Below are 17,367 nucleotides of genomic sequence, written 5' to 3' on the forward strand. Positions count from 1 at the left end.
GACGTAATCGACGAGACAGTCGTCCGCAAGGAAAAAGGAAGCGCGACGTGAGCTACGCCATAGACCTGTTCATCGACGGAAAGCGTGTGGCCGGAGAGGGCGAGACAGAGTTCATCTGCCGCAATCCCGCCACAGGCGAAGAGATCGGCCGGTTCCGTGAGGCCAGTCCCGATCAGATCGAGGCCGCGATTGCATCTGCCACCCGGGCTCAAAAAGACTGGGCTGCGATGCCAGCGGAAGATCGCGGCCGGATCCTTCGCAAGGCGGCCGAGATTTTGCGGTCTCGCAACGACGAACTCGCACGCATTGAGGTGCAGGACACTGGCAAACCCATTGCCGAGGCCAACGTTGTCGATATCCAGACCGGTGCAGACGCGATCGAACATTATGCCAATCTCGCCGGCAGCCTGGCAGGTGAGTATCAGGATTTCGGATACGGCTTCTATTACACGCGCCGCGAACCAGTCGGCGTTTGCGGTGGTATCGGCGCCTGGAATTATCCGCTGCAGATAGCCTGCTGGAAGTCCGCCCCGGCGCTTGCGGCTGGAAATGCAATGATCTTCAAGCCGTCGGAGCTGACTCCAATAAATGCGGTGGCTCTAGCCGAGATCTATTGCGAGGCGGGTATGCCGCCCGGCGTCTTCAACGTCCTTCAGGGCGAACGAAACCCCGGCGCCGCGCTTGCCGCTCATCCGGCTGTCGCGAAGGTATCCTTGACCGGTAGCGCCCCGACTGGGCGCAAGGTGATGGAAGCGGCATCCCCGCGCCTGAAGGAAGTCTCGCTCGAGCTTGGTGGCAAGTCCCCGCTGATCATCTTTGATGATGCCGATCCTGAATATGCAGCGCGTCTCGCCATGTATGCGAACTTCCTGACCCAGGGCGAAATCTGCGCGAACGGCACGCGCGTCTTTGTTCAGGCTGACGTTTATGACGACGTCCTCGAAGAAATTGTGAAACGGACCAAGACGCTGAGAGTCGGCGCTCCGGATGATCCGGAAACGCAGATTGGCGCGCTTATCTCCGAGAACCATCTTGGTGTCGTAAGTGGCTTTGTTGAGCGGGCGCGCGAAGCTGGCGCGACGATCCTGTGCGGTGGTCACCGTGTCGATGTCGCGGGACATCAGGGGGGCGCGTTCTATGCGCCGACGGTCATCGCCGACAGCACGGACGATATGGAGCATGTTCGCGAGGAGATTTTCGGGCCGGTCATGACCGTTCTGAAGTTCGATACCGAGGACGAAGTCGTCGCCCGCGCAAACCAGTCCGACTACGGCCTGGCGGGCGGCGTGGTCACGAAAGATTTGGTCCGGGCCCATCGCGTAGCGGCGAGCGTTCAGACCGGCATGTTCTGGATCAACACCTACCAGGCCCAGCCAATGCAGATACCGTTCGGCGGCTACAAGCAGTCCGGCATTGGCCGTGAGAATGGCTGGGACGTCCTTGATGCCTACACCCAGAAGAAGAGCGTCTTTGTGCAGATGAAGCCCGAAGACCTTCCTTTCTGATCTTTCAATCAATCAAAAAAACACCGCAACGCGGCTCCGGGAGGATAATATGAAGAAAACAGATCGATGGTCCCTGATGATGGGGGCTGCATCCACTCTTGTTCTGTCTATCGCGGCGCCTGCCATGGCGCAGAATGCGGACCAGAAAGATAGCCGCAGCCGCGTCCTTCAGACCGTAAAGGTGACCGCTGAGCGCAGAGAAGCCTCACAGCAGGATGTCCCAATCACAGTCGCGACTGTCGATGAGCGGATGTTGAGCGAGGGCGACTATCGCACCAGCGAGGATCTTGCCCAGCAGATCCCGGGCCTGCAGATCAAGTCGTCTTTCTCGGCATCAAACCCGACCATCTTTATCCGCGGCGTCGGCATAAATGACTTCAACCCCGCCAATAGCGGCGCGATCGGCGTCATGATCGATGACATGTTCTATAACTCGACCACTGGTCAGCTTTTCCAGCTATTCGATCTGGACCGGGTGGAAGTGCTGAAGGGTCCGCAGGGGACGCTCTATGGCCGTAACACCACTGGCGGCGTTCTGAGCATTCATACCAAGGAGCCTGGCTTCGAGACGGGCGGTTATGTCAACGCGACCTATGGCCGGTTCAATCAGTTGGACCTTGAGGGCGCCTTCACGCTTCCTGTGAGCGACACGCTCTCTTTCCGCCTGTCCGGCGTCTCCAATACACGTGATGGCACGCGCGACATCGCTTTTCCGGACGGAACCAGCCGCGAAAAGAACGACGTCGATTTCCAGGCTGCCCGGCTGCAAATGCTGTTCGAGCCGAACGATGCACTGAAAATTCTCGGCAAGCTGGAATATGGCAAGAGCAGCGCGACCTCTCGCTCCTATGAGAGCCAGGGTCTGATCAATTTCACAACGGGGCAGTATGGCCTTGCCGACTATGACGGCGTCTGCGGCGGCCGCGGCGCTGCGGTCTGCGGCGATGCTTTCGGCTATGTCGATAATTCCGATCCGTATTCTGGCGCAGAAAACCTCAAGGATACGCCGGAGGAGGTCGAGGCCTTCACAGCGAATCTGCGGGTCGAATGGGACCTCGGAAACTTTGAGTTGACCTCCGTTACAGGGTATCTGGACACCAACAGGGAAGCGATCCTTGAAGTCGACGCGTCGCCGAACCGGCTTGTCGAAGAATATATCAAGGATGGGTCTGAACAGTTCAGCCAGGAGCTACGCCTCGCATCGAAATGGGAAGGTCCGCTCAGCCTGATCGCAGGCGCGTTCTATCTTCAGGATGAGCTGACCGGTCAGGATTCGTTTGAGCTGCTTGCCGGCCTCAACCCGACGCCCGGCACGCCGTATTTCGATGCCACCAATTTCATTCTGCGGACAGACCGTTTCTATACCCAGAAGACCGACACCTTCGCCGTGTTCGCCCAGTCCGACTATGAGCTGACGGATCGGTTGACCGCCACGCTTGGCGCCCGTTTCACCTGGGAGGAGCGTACACTCGATCACGTTGCCTATGCCGGGCCCGTCGACGCTGTCCCGCTTACAGAAAAGGTTCCCGTTTATGCGACGTTGCTCGACACGAGCAATTTTGCAACGGATGAACTTACGTTCGAGGAGCCGACCTTCCGCGCCGCGCTTTCCTATGATGTCAGCGATGACGTGATGATGTACGCGTCTGTGTCGCGGGGCTTCAAGAGCGGTGGCTTCAATACCGGCGCGACGTCAGATCCGATCGAAGCCTCGGTGGTCAAACCTGAAAAGCTGATGGCCTACGAGGCCGGCGTGAAATCTGAATGGTTTGACCGCTCGCTTCGCGCCAATGCGTCGGTTTTCTATTACGATTATACCGATCTTCAGGTCTTTGGCCTCGCGCCGGGAGCTGTTCCAACACAGACCCTGTTCAACGCCGAAGAGGCCGAGATCAAGGGGCTTGAGTTTGACCTTACGGCTCTTCCAGCTTCAGGCCTCGAACTGTCGCTCGCCGGGACGTATCTCGATGCTGAGTACACGAAATTCGTGACGCCGATCGGACAGGACTTCTCCGGCAATACGATGGTGGCAGCGCCGGAATGGAGCCTTGTGGCGCGTGGACGGTACGATACCGGCCCGATCTGGGGTGACCTCGGTCTCGTGGTCAGCGCCGATGCAGCTTATACAGGCGATCAGTACTTCGACACGCAAAATACCGATCGGCTTGCTCAGGACGGCTACTGGCTGGCGAACGCCCGTCTTGCGCTACGCCCGCAGACCGGACGCTGGGAAGTTGCAGCGTTCGTGAAGAATATCGCCGACGAGGAGTATACCGTCGACGCCTATGATGTGGCTGATTTCGGCTTCGATGAACTGGTTTACGGCGACCCCCGGACTTACGGCGTCAGCCTGACCTATAGATTCGGGAGTGACTAGGCTGCGATCTGGCGCATAGCCATGCGTCCGCCGGACATCTTCGGAATACCGAAGCGACAACCGAAGTCGCATGTCCGCTATGGCGGCCGGGCGTCGCCTTGATCTTCAACTAGGAGCGTTCATAATCGACGACGTTTCCGACGGGCAGGGAAGGGGACCTTACCCGGTCCGGTGTAGAGACATGCCCATCGCGCAAGACGAATAGCCGCCAGGCACGGCGTCCATGCCAGTATTCTGCTCTGCTCCACCCCGGGTGGGGTAGAGCATATTCCTGTTAAAAGAACGATGTCTCCGGCACCCGGACGAAAACTGGGAATTCTAGCTCTAACATACCTGGCGAGATCGCCGCGCAGAGACTTCGGCTCGAATATCGGAGCTGAACAGGGGGTTCTGTAAAAAGAGAAACCGCGCTGCATAAAAAAGCCCGCCAATGGCGGGCGTTTTCGGCAGTTTCGAGATCTTCGCTCTAAATTTGCATCTGTGTGGCGGAGGGACGGGGATTCGAACCCCGGGAACGCTTGCACGCTCGCTAGTTTTCAAGACTAGTGCATTCAACCACTCTGCCATCCCTCCGCTAGGTCGGCTGTTTCCTTCAAGACGCAGCGAAATGCAAGAGCAGCACTGAATCTCAATTTTGCCAAACTTTCGCAGCAAGTAAATTTTCTGTTTCCGCACTCTTCCAATCTGGGCCTATCAATTCAAAGAATCTCAACTCCAGCCTGATACACCCATACCAGGTCAGGAAGAATCCCGACCCGCCCAGGAAAGAATTCCAGGTGCGAAGATGACCACAGAACGAGGTTCAAATGGCAAAGCCGCTCAACGTCCGCATTCCGATTCTGGTTACATCCGGAATCCTGGCTCTGGCCCTTTCGCCTGCGCATGCAGACAGAAGGGCGCCTGGGAGCAGCGACCGCGCCGAAACATTTGCGATCCCGAGAGCCAATTCGAGCGCCGTTGACAATGAGTGGCGCGGACCCGTTACCAAAACGGGTTCTGTAAGCCTGCCATCAACACGGCAGCAAATTCGTTTCACCTATCCAGGCAGCGCGCAATCAAAGCGTGGTCAGATCCCGCAAAATTCCCCGAGTACAACCAGCACGCCTGTGAAACTGGTTCCCGTTCGCGCAGCAACCGCTCACCAGCGCATCGCGCCGAAGTCCAGCGCCGGCTATCCCGGTGATGCCCTCAAAACGCTGGCACCCGCAGCGGTTTCCGGACCTGCTGTTTCACCAGTCTCTGCGACTGTCACACTGGAGGAAACCGGTCTGGCTTCCTGGTATGGCCAGGCTTTTGACGGAAAGCTGACTGCAAACGGCGAAATCTTCGACGTAAATGCCATGACGGCGGCTCACCCCACGCTCCCGCTGCCTAGTCTCGTGCAGGTGATCAATCGCGAAAATGGCCGTGAAGTTGTTGTTCGCGTCAATGATCGTGGCCCGTTCGTCGCCGATCGTATCATCGATTTGTCCCGCCGAGCGGCAGATGCGCTGGATCTGACCGATCAGGGTACTGCTGAGGTCTCTATCCGGTATCTCGGACCAGCGCCCGCCATCAATATCGAGGCGCCATCCCTCAGCCTTGTCGCGAATGAACGCCAAGCGGTCACAAGCGAACCGCTTCAACTCGTGTCGGCTGAAACGCAGGCGCCTCGCCGTCCTTCGCTCTACGACCAGGATATTCTGCTCGGTGGCGCAGAGCCTTCGCTTGGCGTTCCAGATCCAGGCCAGAGCGTGCCAACGCCTGCAAGGACTGCGCCCAAAGTCACTTACGCAGCTGCGACACCGCAAGCCCATTCCCCAGCGCCGACACCGGCAAGCTACACGCCGCAGTCTGCTTCAGCTGGCTTCAACCCCGGTGTTTATGTCCAGATCGGCTCATTTTCCGACATCAGCAACGCACAGCAGATGAGCGCCACAGTTGATCGCAACTTCAACACCGACATTGAAGCTGCGCGTGTGAAAGGTGCCGACTACTTCCGGGTCTTCATCGGACCGTTCCCCACAAAGGATGCGGCCGAGCGCGCCAAGCTTCAGATGAAGTCAAACGGCATACGTGATGGATTTCTTGTCCTCAGATAACATGCCTTGCCATTGACGGGCGTCTCAAAGCGGCCCTTTTTCTAGGTCATATTCTGTCTTTAAGAACGCGACCTAGCTGGAGACCGCTTAATGCCCCGCCTGACATTGCTTGCCGCAGCTGCCATGACCTTTGTCATTGGCTTGCCGGCAAGCGCCCAATTTATCGATACCCAAGCCGAATACGCCGTCATCATGGATTATGAGACCCAGGAGGTCCTCTATTCCAAGAATGGCAGCGAGCCGATGATCCCGGCGTCGATGACAAAAATCATGACGGCGCACGTCGTCTATGACTCCATCGAAAAAGGCGAAATTTCTCTCAGCGATGAACTCACGGTCAGCGAGCGGGCCTGGCGCGAAGGTGGTTGGGCGACAGGCGGCTCAACGATGGGGCTGAAGATTGGCGAGACACCAACCGTTGAGGACCTCATCCGCGGTGTGGTCATTCTCTCTGGAAACGATGCCTGTATCGTTCTGGCTGAAGGGCTCACCGGCTCCGAAGAGGCGTTCGCCAAGCTGATGACCGAAGTTGCACAGGACATGGGGCTGAAAAGCGCACACTTCAAAAATGCCAGCGGCCTCGAAGCAGAAGGTCACGTAATTTCTGCTGTGGATCTTGCACGCCTTGCAGCCATGGAAATCAAGAAATTCCCCCAATATTACAAGTACTACTCCGAGAAAGAGATGACCTGGAACGGCATCACCCAGGGCAATCGCAATCCGCTTCTCTACACGATGGATGGCGCGGACGGTCTGAAAACAGGGCACTTGTCAGTATCTGGCTATGGCTTGACGGCATCCGCTGTCAGGGATGGTCAGAGACGCATTCTGGTCCTCAATGGCCTGCCATCAATGCAGGCCCGCGCAGAAGAAGGCGAACGCCTGATGCGTTTGGCGTTCACGGCCTTTGATACGCGCACCATCACACCCGGTGAAACGCCGCTGGCAACGCTCCCCGTCTGGAACGGCGAGTCCCGCACAGTCGGTGTAAAGCTTGCTTCCGATGTTCGCGTGGCGGCCCATGCACGCGCCTTCGATGAAGCCACGTCTGAAATCGTCTATGACGGCCCTCTTAAGGCCCCGATTGCAGCCGGAGACGAAGTCGCGCGTCTGGTCATTACAATTGAGGGCAAGGATGAGCCGGTCACGGCCCCTCTAATCGCGACTGAATCGGTTGGAAAACTTGGATTTGTTGGCCGGGCCATCGAAGGGCTTAGCCTGAAGCTTGGTAACGGCTCTGCAGAATGACGGCCCGCGGGCGCTTCATAACGATTGAAGGCGGCGAAGGCACCGGCAAGTCGACATTGATTGAAGCGCTTGCCCAACACCTTCGCAGCCAGGGACTGTCTGTCGTCGTGACGCGTGAGCCCGGCGGTACACCGCTGGCAGAAAAGGCGCGGGAGCTGGTGCTGTCCACCTCAGAGGACGATAGCTGGAGCGGCCTTGCACAGACCTTGCTCGTGAGCGCCGCGCGCGCCGATCACATTGAGAAACGTATCGAACCGGCTCTTTCGGCTGGGTCATGGGTTTTGTGTGACAGGTTCGCTGACTCGACCCGCGTCTATCAGCGCCTAAGCGGGGCGAGCCCAGCCGACATCGAGACCATAACGGCCTTAGCCGTTGCAGATACCGGGCCCGACCTGACCTTGCTACTTGATGGACCGGTTAAAGATCTGCTCGGCCGACGTGAGAGCAGAGGTGTATCTGACACATTTGAATCCCGCCCCATCAGCTTTCATGAAGACGTTCGAAAAGAATTTCTGGCTCTGGCGGCGGGAGAACCTGATCGGTTTGTGATCCTTGATGCAATGAAGTCGCCTGACGAGGTTCTTGGCGACGCCATTGCCGCGCTGGCCTCAAGACTGAGCCTCTCATGACAGATCGACCCGCACTCCCGCTCTATGGGCATCAAAAAGCCCAAGGCGCATTCCTGAAGGCCCGCGCGGGCCATCGGCTTCATCACGCCTGGATCGTAGAGGGGCCTTCAGGGATCGGAAAATCCCGGTTCGTTCTGCGCCTTGCCGGCATGCTGCTCGGCGCGCAGGGGACGGAGGATGATCCAGCCGCTGCACCTCCGGAAGATCCCGTCATGCAGAAGATACTGGCTGACGCGCATCCCGACCTCAAACACGTGACGCGCCAGCTAAATGACAAGGGCAACCTCAAGCAGGACATCTCTGTCGATCAGATCCGGGATCTGAACAGTTTCTTCAGCCTGAAACCGGCCTTGGGCGGCTGGCGTATCGGCATTCTGGATTCGCTCGATGAGATGAACACCAACGGCCTCAACGCCGTTCTGAAAACGCTTGAAGAGCCGCCAGCTCAGGCCATAATTTTCCTGATATCTCACGCGACCGCACCGGTTCTTCCAACGATAAAATCCCGCTGTCAGACATTGCGGCTGGATCCGCTCAGCCGCGAAGATACAGCCCGCGCACTCGCCGAAAACGATGATGAAGTCGCGCCGGGGCTGGTAGATCTGGTCAATGGCAGACCCGGCCGCGCCGCCGAACTGACCGGACCAAAAGTACTTGCGGCAGCCAATGCCGCGCAAACACTTCTCAGATCGCTTCCAAGGCCGAATGAGGCCCAGTTATCAAATGCGATTGCCGCTGCATCAGAGGACGATCAGAGCTTCCGTGTGTTCTCCGAAGAAGTGCTCCGCTGGCTCGCCGACCGGGCAAATGACGACGCCCAATGGGCCAGCACATGGTTTGAGGCACAGCAAATTGTAACGACGCAGAAGGGCCTCCACATGACGGGGGCGCAAGCTGCGTCAAAGCTGGTATCGTGCCTTCAATCGACGGCCAAGGCCCGCTAGACGAGGTCTTGATGTTCGACACACACGTAAATCTCCATGGCGAAGCTTTTGAGGATGACCTCGGCGATGTCCTTGCACGCGCGAGGGACGCCGGAATTACACGCTTTCTGGCGATCTGTGACCGGTTCGATAATTACGAGACGGTCCGTTCGATTGCTGAAGCGCATCCCGATATCTGGAACACTGTCGGCGTTCATCCGCACCACGCGAAGGATTTCACCTCGCTGACGACCGAACAGCTCGTGGAGGCTGCTTCAGACAAGAAGACAGTGGCAATTGGTGAGACGGGCCTCGATTTTCACTACGGCTATTCAGCGCGCGATGAGCAGGTCGACAATTTCCGGCGCCACATCGCCGCGGCACGCCAGACCGGCTTGCCGCTCGTCGTTCACACGCGTGAGGCGGATGATTTAACGGCAGACATACTGGAGCAGGAGACGCGAGAGAGCGGGCCATTCGGCATCCTGTTGCATTGTTACACCGGGGGCCATGACCTCGCCGCTCGCGGTCTGGCGCTTGGCGCCTACTTTTCCGTCTCGGGCATCCTGTCTTTCAAGAACGCGACCGAGGTTCGCGACGTCATTTCGACCGTGCCGCTTGATCGCGTCATCCTTGAAACCGACTGTCCATATCTGGCGCCAGTGCCTTTCCGTGGCCGGCGCAACGAACCGGCTTACTTGCCATATGTCGCAGATGCACTGGCAAAACTGCATGGGCTTGAGCGCGATGAAATCACTTCAACTTGCGAGCAGAACGCATTGGCATTGTTTGGAAAAATAAGACCATGAGCGACAGAGGAAAACTGACATTCCTGGGAACTGGCTCATCAGGTGGCGTACCGCGCGTTGGCAATGACTGGGGCGATTGTGACCCTGCCAATCCACGTAATCGGCGTCGGCGCTGTTGCGTCTTGCTGGATGTCGGTAATTTAGAAGTCCCGGACGAATGCACGAGAGTGTTGATCGACTCGTCACCAGATTTGCGAGAGCAGCTGCTGGATGCGCACGTCAAACATCTCGATGCGCTGGTCTACACCCATGACCATGCAGACCAGTCGCATGGCATAGACGATGTGCGTGCGCTTGCGCTCAGCATGCGGCACACAATCCCGACCTATATGGACTCTAGCACAGCAGAAACGCTCGCCAGCCGATTTGCGTACTGTTTCGAAGGCCGAGGCGGCTATCCGCCCATTCTGGATCGCCAACCAGATATCGAGCCCGGCCGGCCGTTCACAATCGATGGAACGGGGCCGGACATCACTTTGCTACCCGTCAAACAATTGCACGGACGTATCATCAGCCTCGGTTTCCGGATCGGCGATCTCGCTTACTGCAACGATCTTCATGACATGCCTGAAGAGAGCCTGGCGCTGCTTGAGGGCGTCGACACACTGATCCTCGACGCATTGCGCTACACGCCGCATCCGAGCCATGCGCATCTTGAGCGCGCTATGGGCTGGATGGAACGGATCAATCCAGGCAGGGGCTATCTGACGAATTTGCACATTGATCTGGACTACGAGACGCTGTGCGCTGAGCTGCCAAGCCATATTCGGCCGGCATTTGACGGTCTTGAGGTCGAATTCCAAGCTTAAGCACGATATACAATTTCCCATAATATTGATTATGCGATCTTTGGATGAAACTCGCAGAGCCACTGTCGCACCGGCTTCTGACTGGACTGTCGGCTAATCGGTTTGGAATTTACATGGATCAGCTCGTAACGTTGACGTGTTGTCAGATCAGTGGTTCGCCCGGCGCAAATGTGTGAATCAGATATTATGCGGCTCTGCTCGCGCGAAAGGCTCCTCAATGACCTCCCCTTCCCCTACTGAATTTGAGCGCCTTAAGACCATCATGGCCCGTCTGCGCGATCCTGATGGCGGCTGTCCGTGGGACCTCGAGCAGGATTTTGCGACGATTGCGCCTTACACGATCGAAGAAGCGTACGAGGTCGCTGACGCCATTGAGCGTGAAGATTTTGACGATGTGCGCGATGAACTTGGAGATTTGTTACTGCAGGTGGTCTTCCACAGTCAGATAGCGTCCGAACGCGGTCTTTTCACGGTTGAGGACGTTGCGCGCTCAATCAATGAGAAAATGGTCCGTCGGCACCCACACGTGTTCGGCGATGCTGAAAGCCGGAACTCGACCGAACAGACTGTAGCATGGGAAGAAATAAAAGCCGCGGAGCGCGCGAACAAACCCGCCGCGTCTGAAGACACGTCCGCCCTCAACGGCGTCGCCAAAGCCCTGCCGGCCCTGATGCGCGCCGAGAAACTTCAAAAGCGTGCAGCTCGCACGGGGTTCGACTGGACCAATGCCGACGACATCCTCTCCAAACTCGACGAGGAAGTCGATGAGGTGAAGGACGCGATCAGTGGCGGCAATCTGGCAGATATCGAGGATGAGATCGGTGATCTCATTTTCGTGGCCGCCAATCTCGCAAGACGCCACAAGCTCGATCCAGAAATCGCCTTGCGCAAAGCAAATGCAAAATTTGAAAGACGGTTCCGCGCCATGGAAACGCTGGCCGCATCAAAAGGCCAAATTTTTAGTGACCTATCTCTGGACGAACAGGACGGTCTCTGGCGAGAGGTCAAACGCCTCGAGAAAGCCAACCAGACCTGAAACCGCTAATTGCCCGAGCCTGGCGCTGACGGAATAAACTCGGCGTCCGGCATGGGCGGCGCCGGCGGCGTCTTGTTCGGATCAACCTCCAGGCTGTCCGGTATGCTCGTATCTGCGGGGTTCTCGAAAATCCTGCGCAAGATGCCCGGTGTCACGGCTGAGAGCGGATTGACCGCGACCTGGGCCTTATCAAGCGTGCCGCGCACTGAATAGGTCAGCGAAAATAGCCCCTCACCGTCCCGGCTTACAAACAGGTCGCCGATGATCGGCACGCCGCCAAGCATCGAATTCATGCCGAAGCTTGGCACCAGCACACCCGACAGGCTGAGTTCGTCCGATCCAGCCTCAAACCAGCCATTCATGGTCAGGCCGAGCGCCGGACCATTGGCGCGCGCGCCATCGAAGATGTATCGCCCGCCACTGATCGTAATCGGCACATCGATGCGGGAAAACAAGACGCCGTCGCCGTTCAACGTGTCGGCAAGCCCTCTCAGAGAGGCGAGCGACAAAATCTGCGTCAACACCGGCGCATCCTTCAACTGAACGTCACGCAATTGCAGCGAAAGCGTCGCGGGCGCCTCTCCGCGCGCAAGCGATCCATTGAGCTCAAGCCGGCCGCCCGACAGAAAGTCCTGGCCGAGTATGCCACGCATGAAATAACCGGCATCGTCACTTTTGAGGCTGATCTCTGCGGCATCCTCACGGGTCGGCCCGGTATATACGGCGCTCATCTTGCCGCCCGATCCTGATATCTGGCCGTCGGCTGTGACTTTGCGGACGCCTGATTTGTCGCTGACAAAAGCCAGCTCAGCGTCATCAAGGTCGAGCCCTTCACGCAGGCGCAGCCGGTCGAGATCAGCGTTCAGCTGAAGCGGAACCGAGAGCCCGCCTGCCCCGTCTCCTATGGCGCCGAAATCTCCGAAGAAGGCGCTCACATCAAGGAACGCACCGTTCAGGTCGCTCACAAAGCTCGCTTCGCCTTCTCGACGGATGTCGCCGCTGACATCCATGAAATCTTCCAGAAAGGCTTCGCGCATCGTCAGTGACTGCAGACCACCATTCAGGGCCAATTCAATGTCCCCGTCGAAACGGGCTTCTTCACTCTGGTACCGGAATGTGGAGGCCGTGCTTTCCGACATGGCGTCGTAAGACAGGGTTGCGCGAGCTGGTTCTCCAGACGGCTTGATATAGCCGATTTCAGAGACGTCGATCCTCGACTGCTGCAACTCAAATCCAACCTCGAGGGCTTCGACGCCGCTGGCATTCACCTTCGCCTGCAGCTCTACCGGGATATCCTCGCTGACATAGGCCCGGCCCACAATGCCGAACCGGTTGAGAAAATCGGGTGAAATAAAGGCGCTGGCCGACAGATCTGCCGGCGCACCATCATCATCAAGCTGGTCGCGCCAGGTGAATTGCACTGGCGCAGGTCCAAGGTCACCAAAACCTGTCACCACAAGCCGGTTGTCTTCCAAGGTCAGGCTTGCTTTCCCGCCCGTCATATCGAGCCCTGGAATCGCGTCAGCGAGCGTCGCTTCGGTAATATCTGCGGTTACGTTGATGTCGAGATCTTCCAGCGGCACGTCATTCAGGGCGGGGCGAAACATCTCAAACGTCGCGGTTGCTTCTCCCGTGAAGCGTTCAGGGTCGAAAGGCACCTCCCCCTCTTCCTCCATGGCTTTGGCGACGTTCCGCATCGCGTCGACCACTGGCCCGCCACCTTTGGCGTAAACGCGGAAGAGCTCGCCCTTCGGCTTGAACTTCGGAAACTGGACGCTGCCTTCCGACAACTGCCATTCTCCGTAAGTGCCTTCATTCAATTGAACGAAGAGACCATTGCCGGACAATCTAGCGCTTCCGCTCGCATTGGAGACGGGTGGCAATTGGTCCATGAACTTCACGCTTGCCCCAGCCACAACAAACCGGACTTCGATATCCTCGTCGCGCATCCTGTCGCGGCCCACGCTATCGGGCTTCAGATCGATCTTGTAGCTCGCAGCAGTCACCGTGCCGTCGTTTATTTTGTCTCTCGCGAAAATGCGCGCGTCAGCGCCCAGGGTTTCCGGCCAGAAACGAAGCACCGTTTCCTTCGAGACATCACCTGACGTTTCCCCTTCAACCAGCAAATTCATCGGCAACTGGCCCGCTTTCGGGGCATCCACCAGCTCTATTTTTGCCGTGCCGGAAAGATCGGTCCCTGCAATGGTCACGTCGTAAGATGATACGTCCATCACGCCGCTGGGCACATCGAGATCGCCCTCCAGGTCGATTGCATCAACATCCCAGGCGTCAACAAAATAAGGCGTGAAATCGAGCCTCGTCTCTTTTGATGACAGGTCGAAGGCCACTTGCCCGGAGTCCTCGGTCAGGCCTCGGGCTGAACCAGTCCATTTGCCTGATGCGTGGGCCGAAGCAAAATCAAGAGAGTTGATTGTGACCGTATCGCTTTCCGGGTCGTAGGCGACGTCAAATTCCAGATCGTCGATCTGCACCTTGTTCGTGCCGAGACGCACATTCCCACGCTCGGCATCGGCTTTGAGTGATATACGCTCAATACCATTGCTCGGGCGGTACTGAAGACCGACACCGATATCGGCAGGAAATCCTTCCAGCCGGCCTTCAATGATGCCCAGACGCTTTGCGAGGTCACCGACGCTCCAATTATCGATCTGAATGTTGAAATTCAGCTCATCAAACGTGCCGGGCAGCGACAGGCTGGCCTCAACATCGCCCGGGAGCCCCAGCCCTCCGCCGCTCCCTGACAGGCTGACCTGCAATCCTTCATCAGATTGAGAATAACGTCCCCGTGCATCTCCCATTTCTCCGATGAGCTGGCCTTCACTGTCCCGGAAACGAAGATCAAATCTCTCAAATGAAGCAACTTCCAGCGGACTGGACAGCCGGCTCATATTGATGCCCTGAAACAATTGCGCCAGGGCCCGGTTCGCCAGACCAAGTGCCGCCGCCGGTGTTTCTGGTAGAGCTCGGGATTCAAACTCCGGAAGCGGATCTCCGGCAAACGTCCATTTGTTGGGCGCAACATTCGCCACGTCCGCCCAACCATCCCGGAGGTCCGTTTTCAGGATTTCGGTCCGGCCAAACAGGAGCGACCCTGCATCAAGCGTGATCACAGCCTCACCCGCTTCGCCAGAAAGCTCGCCCTCATTGTTCGCGAGCTTCAGATTTTCGGCCGCGATAATCATCCGGCGGTCGGAAGGCGACCATTGAAGGGACAGGCGTTCGATGTCGACGTCCCGGCCATTCCGGGCCTGCACGAGCGCCCGCTCAACATCGGCCTTGAAGAGATTTAGCTCAACCGGCCCCTGCGCCAGCATGAAAGCCAGCAGTACAGCGCCTGCAATCGCAAGCAGCAGGACACCACCAAGCAATTCAAGTGTAACGACAGCGGCTGTTTGTCTAACCAAACGCGGGTTTCCCTCTTCTTCGTCTCGCTTTAAGTCTCAAAACACACAATCAATAAAGCAGAAATAGGACAAACAGCGTTATGGCAGCAGTTGTGACTGCAGGAGATCCTGCTCCCACTTTGAAACTTCCTGGTTCAGATGGTGACATCAGCATCCCCTCTCAGAATGGTCGCGGACAGGTCGTTTTCTTTTACCCGAAGGACAATACGCCCGGCTGCACCACGGAAGCCAAAGCCTTTTCCGAGCACCAGGAGGCGTTCGAAAAGGCCGGCTATGACATTGTTGGCATCTCGCGTGACAGTCTTGCGTCCCACGAAAAATTCATAGAAAAACAGGGCCTCACCGTTCCATTGGCCAGTGACGAAGACGGAAGCGCGTGCGAGGCGTTCGGCGTCTGGGTCGAGAAATCAATGTATGGGCGCAAGTTCATGGGCATCGAACGGTCGACCTTCCTGATCGGCGCTGATGGCACGATTATTGAAACGTGGCGCAAGGTCCGGGTCAAAGGCCATGTCGAAGCAGTTCTTTCACTACTTTAAATTTGCTGCGGCTTCATTGACCAGATCGGTATCGCAAGCGTGCTCCTTTATTGAACATTGGTGCACAAAACACGACAGGAATGGGATTTAACCCTTTTCGTCTAAACGCGAATTGGGTTACACCTGACGCTAGGGAGTTAGGCTCCACGTGCAACGTGTGGCTGGTGTAGCGTAAATTGGAGAGGCAGGCGTGTAGATGAAGAAAAAGACGATGAAGGTTCGAGAACTTTTCAGTCGCCTCTTTCCAGAGCGCCAGATTTACCACCGTAGTGGCGGCACCGTTCGCTACTTCACGATTTCCCCGTCCCAACAAGCCGTGCTCTCTGCAGCTGTCGCAGCAGCTGTCGGCTGGTCCCTCTACGCAACAGCCGCTCTGGTTTTCATACCGAACAGTGGCCTTGCGGCGAATGGCCAGAACGAAATCGACAAGTACGAACGCTGGGTGCAGGAGCTTCGGGCTCGTGACGCCCTTTCGCGCTCCCAGTTGGTCGAGCGCACGGAAGCCTTCCAGGAAGCCACTGTCGACTTTGAACGTCGTCACCGCACACTCGAAGTCATGCTTGAGACGCTCAAGAATGGCGGCGAGCTGGAAACAGCTGCCCTCAGAGGCAATGACGCGCCCTTGCTCGTCAACGCATCAATTGATGAAGCCGATCGTCGCCAGTCCCGCCCGAGCGCAGACATTCAACAAGCCAGCGCGTCAAATGTCGGTCTTCGCGGTCAGATCGCAGAAATACAGCAAGATCAGCAAAAACTGCTCGATGAGATGGAAGAAATCGCCGTGGAGCGCTCTGAAGCAGCCCGCGGCGTTCTACGTCTGACGGCTGTGGGCGCGAACCGCATCGCGAACACAGAGGAAATGGGCGGACCGCTGATCGAGTTTGCGAGCCTGACAAGCGGCGAATTCGGCACCCCGGAAGAAGCCGCCTTTGCCCAGCGCGTCGCACAAGTGGCGGCCCGCATGGAAGAAGCACGCTATTATGAGGATGTCGTCTCCACGCTCCCTCTGGCTCAGCCCGTGGGTGTGCCCTATCGCATGACGTCGAATTACGGCCTGCGCGTTGATCCCTTCAACAAGCGTCCTGGCTGGCACAATGGCATTGATGTCGGCGCTTACTGGAATGCGCCGATCACATCGACAGGCCCTGGCACCGTCAGCTTCGCTGGCAGCAAGTCTGGGTACGGCAAGGTGATCGAGATCGATCACGGTCACGGCTTCAAGTCACGTTACGGTCACTTGAAGCGGATCGATGTCAAAAAGGGCGAGAAGGTTGCCATTGGTGATGTCATAGGTGCCATGGGCTCTACCGGTCGCAGCACCGGGCCGCATCTTCACTATGAGGTGTGGTTCAACAATAAACCCTATGACCCAGTAGAGTTTCTCAAGGCGGGTAAACATGTTCACGAAGAATAAGGATAACGGTTCCAGGTCCAGCCATACCCCGGCACCTGAACCAGCGCGTAGTTCCTCAAGCAAACAATCAACCCGTGGGAGTGTCGGCGTGGCCTCTATTATCTGTAACGACATGGTCATCAAAGGCTCCATCATTGCTGAAGGGGCCCTTCACATCGACGGCACAGTCGAAGGCGATGTCAGCGGTTCCGACATCACGATTGGGCCAGAAGGCAAGATCGTCGGCGAAGTCAAAGGCGAAGCTGTAAAGGTAAAAGGCGAGATCCGCGGCTCGATCCGGGCGGTTCGGGTTGAGCTTGAAACCGGCGCCAAGGTAGACGGTGATATTCTTCACAGCTCCCTCAGCATTCAGCCAAACGCGATTTTCGAAGGTCAGGTCAAACACGATCAGGACCCACTGAGGAAGTCTGCGCCGAAACCGGCACGCAGCGCCTCATCAGAAAACGGATCGAAATCGTCCGGACAGCCTACGTCTATCGCTTCCGGCAACCGGTCCTTCTCAACCGGACACACCGCTTCCTGATCCATCCGGTCAATCAAAGTTCCAGAACCGTCATTTCCAGGCCGGAAAT

At 57.4% G+C, this 17,367-nt stretch carries 13 protein-coding genes and 1 tRNA gene; 12 read left to right on the top strand and 2 right to left on the bottom strand.

Annotated elements, in window-relative coordinates; translation table 11 throughout:
- The first annotated feature begins 47 nt into the window (after positions 1–47).
- Both betB and B8783_RS06055 read left to right on the top strand, forming a co-directional pair.
- On the top strand, positions 48–1,505 hold the full coding sequence (betB, locus tag B8783_RS06050; RefSeq protein ID WP_233355689.1) for a betaine-aldehyde dehydrogenase: 1,458 nt from the start codon (positions 48–50) through the stop codon (positions 1,503–1,505).
- Between the two features lie 49 nt (positions 1,506–1,554).
- Positions 1,555–3,882 (top strand): TonB-dependent receptor, encoded by a 2,328-nt coding sequence (locus B8783_RS06055; RefSeq protein ID WP_084419121.1) that lies wholly within the window; start codon positions 1,555–1,557, stop codon positions 3,880–3,882.
- 483 nt (positions 3,883–4,365) lie between these two features.
- Here B8783_RS06055 and B8783_RS06060 read toward each other — a convergent pair.
- A tRNA-Ser gene (locus tag B8783_RS06060) sits at positions 4,366–4,455 on the bottom strand.
- Between the two features lie 533 nt (positions 4,456–4,988).
- Here B8783_RS06060 and B8783_RS18755 point away from each other — a divergent pair.
- The 7 genes from B8783_RS18755 to mazG all read left to right on the top strand — a co-directional run bounded on the left by B8783_RS18755 (position 4,989) and on the right by mazG (position 11,417).
- Positions 4,989–5,963, top strand: a complete 975-nt coding sequence (locus tag B8783_RS18755; RefSeq protein WP_324612754.1) for a septal ring lytic transglycosylase RlpA family protein — start codon at positions 4,989–4,991, stop codon at positions 5,961–5,963.
- 90 nt (positions 5,964–6,053) lie between these two features.
- Positions 6,054–7,211, top strand: coding sequence for a D-alanyl-D-alanine carboxypeptidase family protein (locus tag B8783_RS06070; protein WP_084419125.1), 1,158 nt, complete (start codon positions 6,054–6,056; stop codon positions 7,209–7,211).
- Positions 7,208–7,840 (top strand): dTMP kinase, encoded by a 633-nt coding sequence (gene tmk, locus B8783_RS06075; protein WP_084419127.1) that lies wholly within the window; start codon positions 7,208–7,210, stop codon positions 7,838–7,840. Before B8783_RS06070 ends, tmk begins: the two co-directional genes overlap by 4 nt.
- Positions 7,837–8,784: a DNA polymerase III subunit delta' gene (locus B8783_RS06080; protein ID WP_084419129.1), complete on the top strand. Its 948-nt coding sequence runs from the start codon at positions 7,837–7,839 to the stop codon at positions 8,782–8,784. Before tmk ends, B8783_RS06080 begins: the two co-directional genes overlap by 4 nt.
- A gap of 11 nt (positions 8,785–8,795) precedes the next feature.
- Positions 8,796–9,572 carry a TatD family hydrolase gene (locus B8783_RS06085; protein WP_084421934.1) on the top strand — a complete coding sequence of 259 codons (777 nt, stop codon included), beginning with the start codon at positions 8,796–8,798 and terminating at the stop codon, positions 9,570–9,572.
- Positions 9,569–10,381 carry an MBL fold metallo-hydrolase gene (locus B8783_RS06090; protein WP_084419131.1) on the top strand — a complete coding sequence of 271 codons (813 nt, stop codon included), beginning with the start codon at positions 9,569–9,571 and terminating at the stop codon, positions 10,379–10,381. Before B8783_RS06085 ends, B8783_RS06090 begins: the two co-directional genes overlap by 4 nt.
- 217 nt (positions 10,382–10,598) lie before the next feature.
- On the top strand, positions 10,599–11,417 hold the full coding sequence (gene mazG / locus B8783_RS06095) for a nucleoside triphosphate pyrophosphohydrolase (protein WP_084419133.1): 819 nt from the start codon (positions 10,599–10,601) through the stop codon (positions 11,415–11,417).
- Between the two features lie 5 nt (positions 11,418–11,422).
- On the opposite strand, the gene B8783_RS06100 is transcribed toward mazG, so the two are convergent.
- Complete coding sequence (locus B8783_RS06100; RefSeq protein ID WP_084419135.1) at positions 11,423–14,842, bottom strand: YhdP family protein; 3,420 nt, start codon at positions 14,840–14,842, stop codon at positions 11,423–11,425.
- Positions 14,843–14,922: 80 nt separating this feature from the next.
- On the opposite strand from B8783_RS06100, the gene B8783_RS06105 reads away from it, so the two are divergent.
- The 3 genes from B8783_RS06105 (at position 14,923) to B8783_RS06115 (ending at position 17,318) form a co-directional block, all read left to right on the top strand.
- The gene (locus B8783_RS06105; RefSeq protein ID WP_084419137.1) at positions 14,923–15,381 is read left to right on the top strand and encodes a peroxiredoxin; all 459 of its coding nucleotides are present in this window, start codon (positions 14,923–14,925) and stop codon (positions 15,379–15,381) included.
- A gap of 196 nt (positions 15,382–15,577) precedes the next feature.
- Positions 15,578–16,795: a M23 family metallopeptidase gene (locus B8783_RS06110; RefSeq protein WP_084419139.1), complete on the top strand. Its 1,218-nt coding sequence runs from the start codon at positions 15,578–15,580 to the stop codon at positions 16,793–16,795.
- Between the two features lie 88 nt (positions 16,796–16,883).
- The gene (locus tag B8783_RS06115; protein ID WP_233355691.1) at positions 16,884–17,318 is read left to right on the top strand and encodes a bactofilin family protein; all 435 of its coding nucleotides are present in this window, start codon (positions 16,884–16,886) and stop codon (positions 17,316–17,318) included.
- Positions 17,319–17,367: the final 49 nt, after the last annotated feature.

This window comes from Henriciella litoralis (assembly GCF_002088935.1).
Classification (GTDB): Bacteria; Pseudomonadota; Alphaproteobacteria; order Caulobacterales; family Hyphomonadaceae; genus Henriciella; species Henriciella litoralis.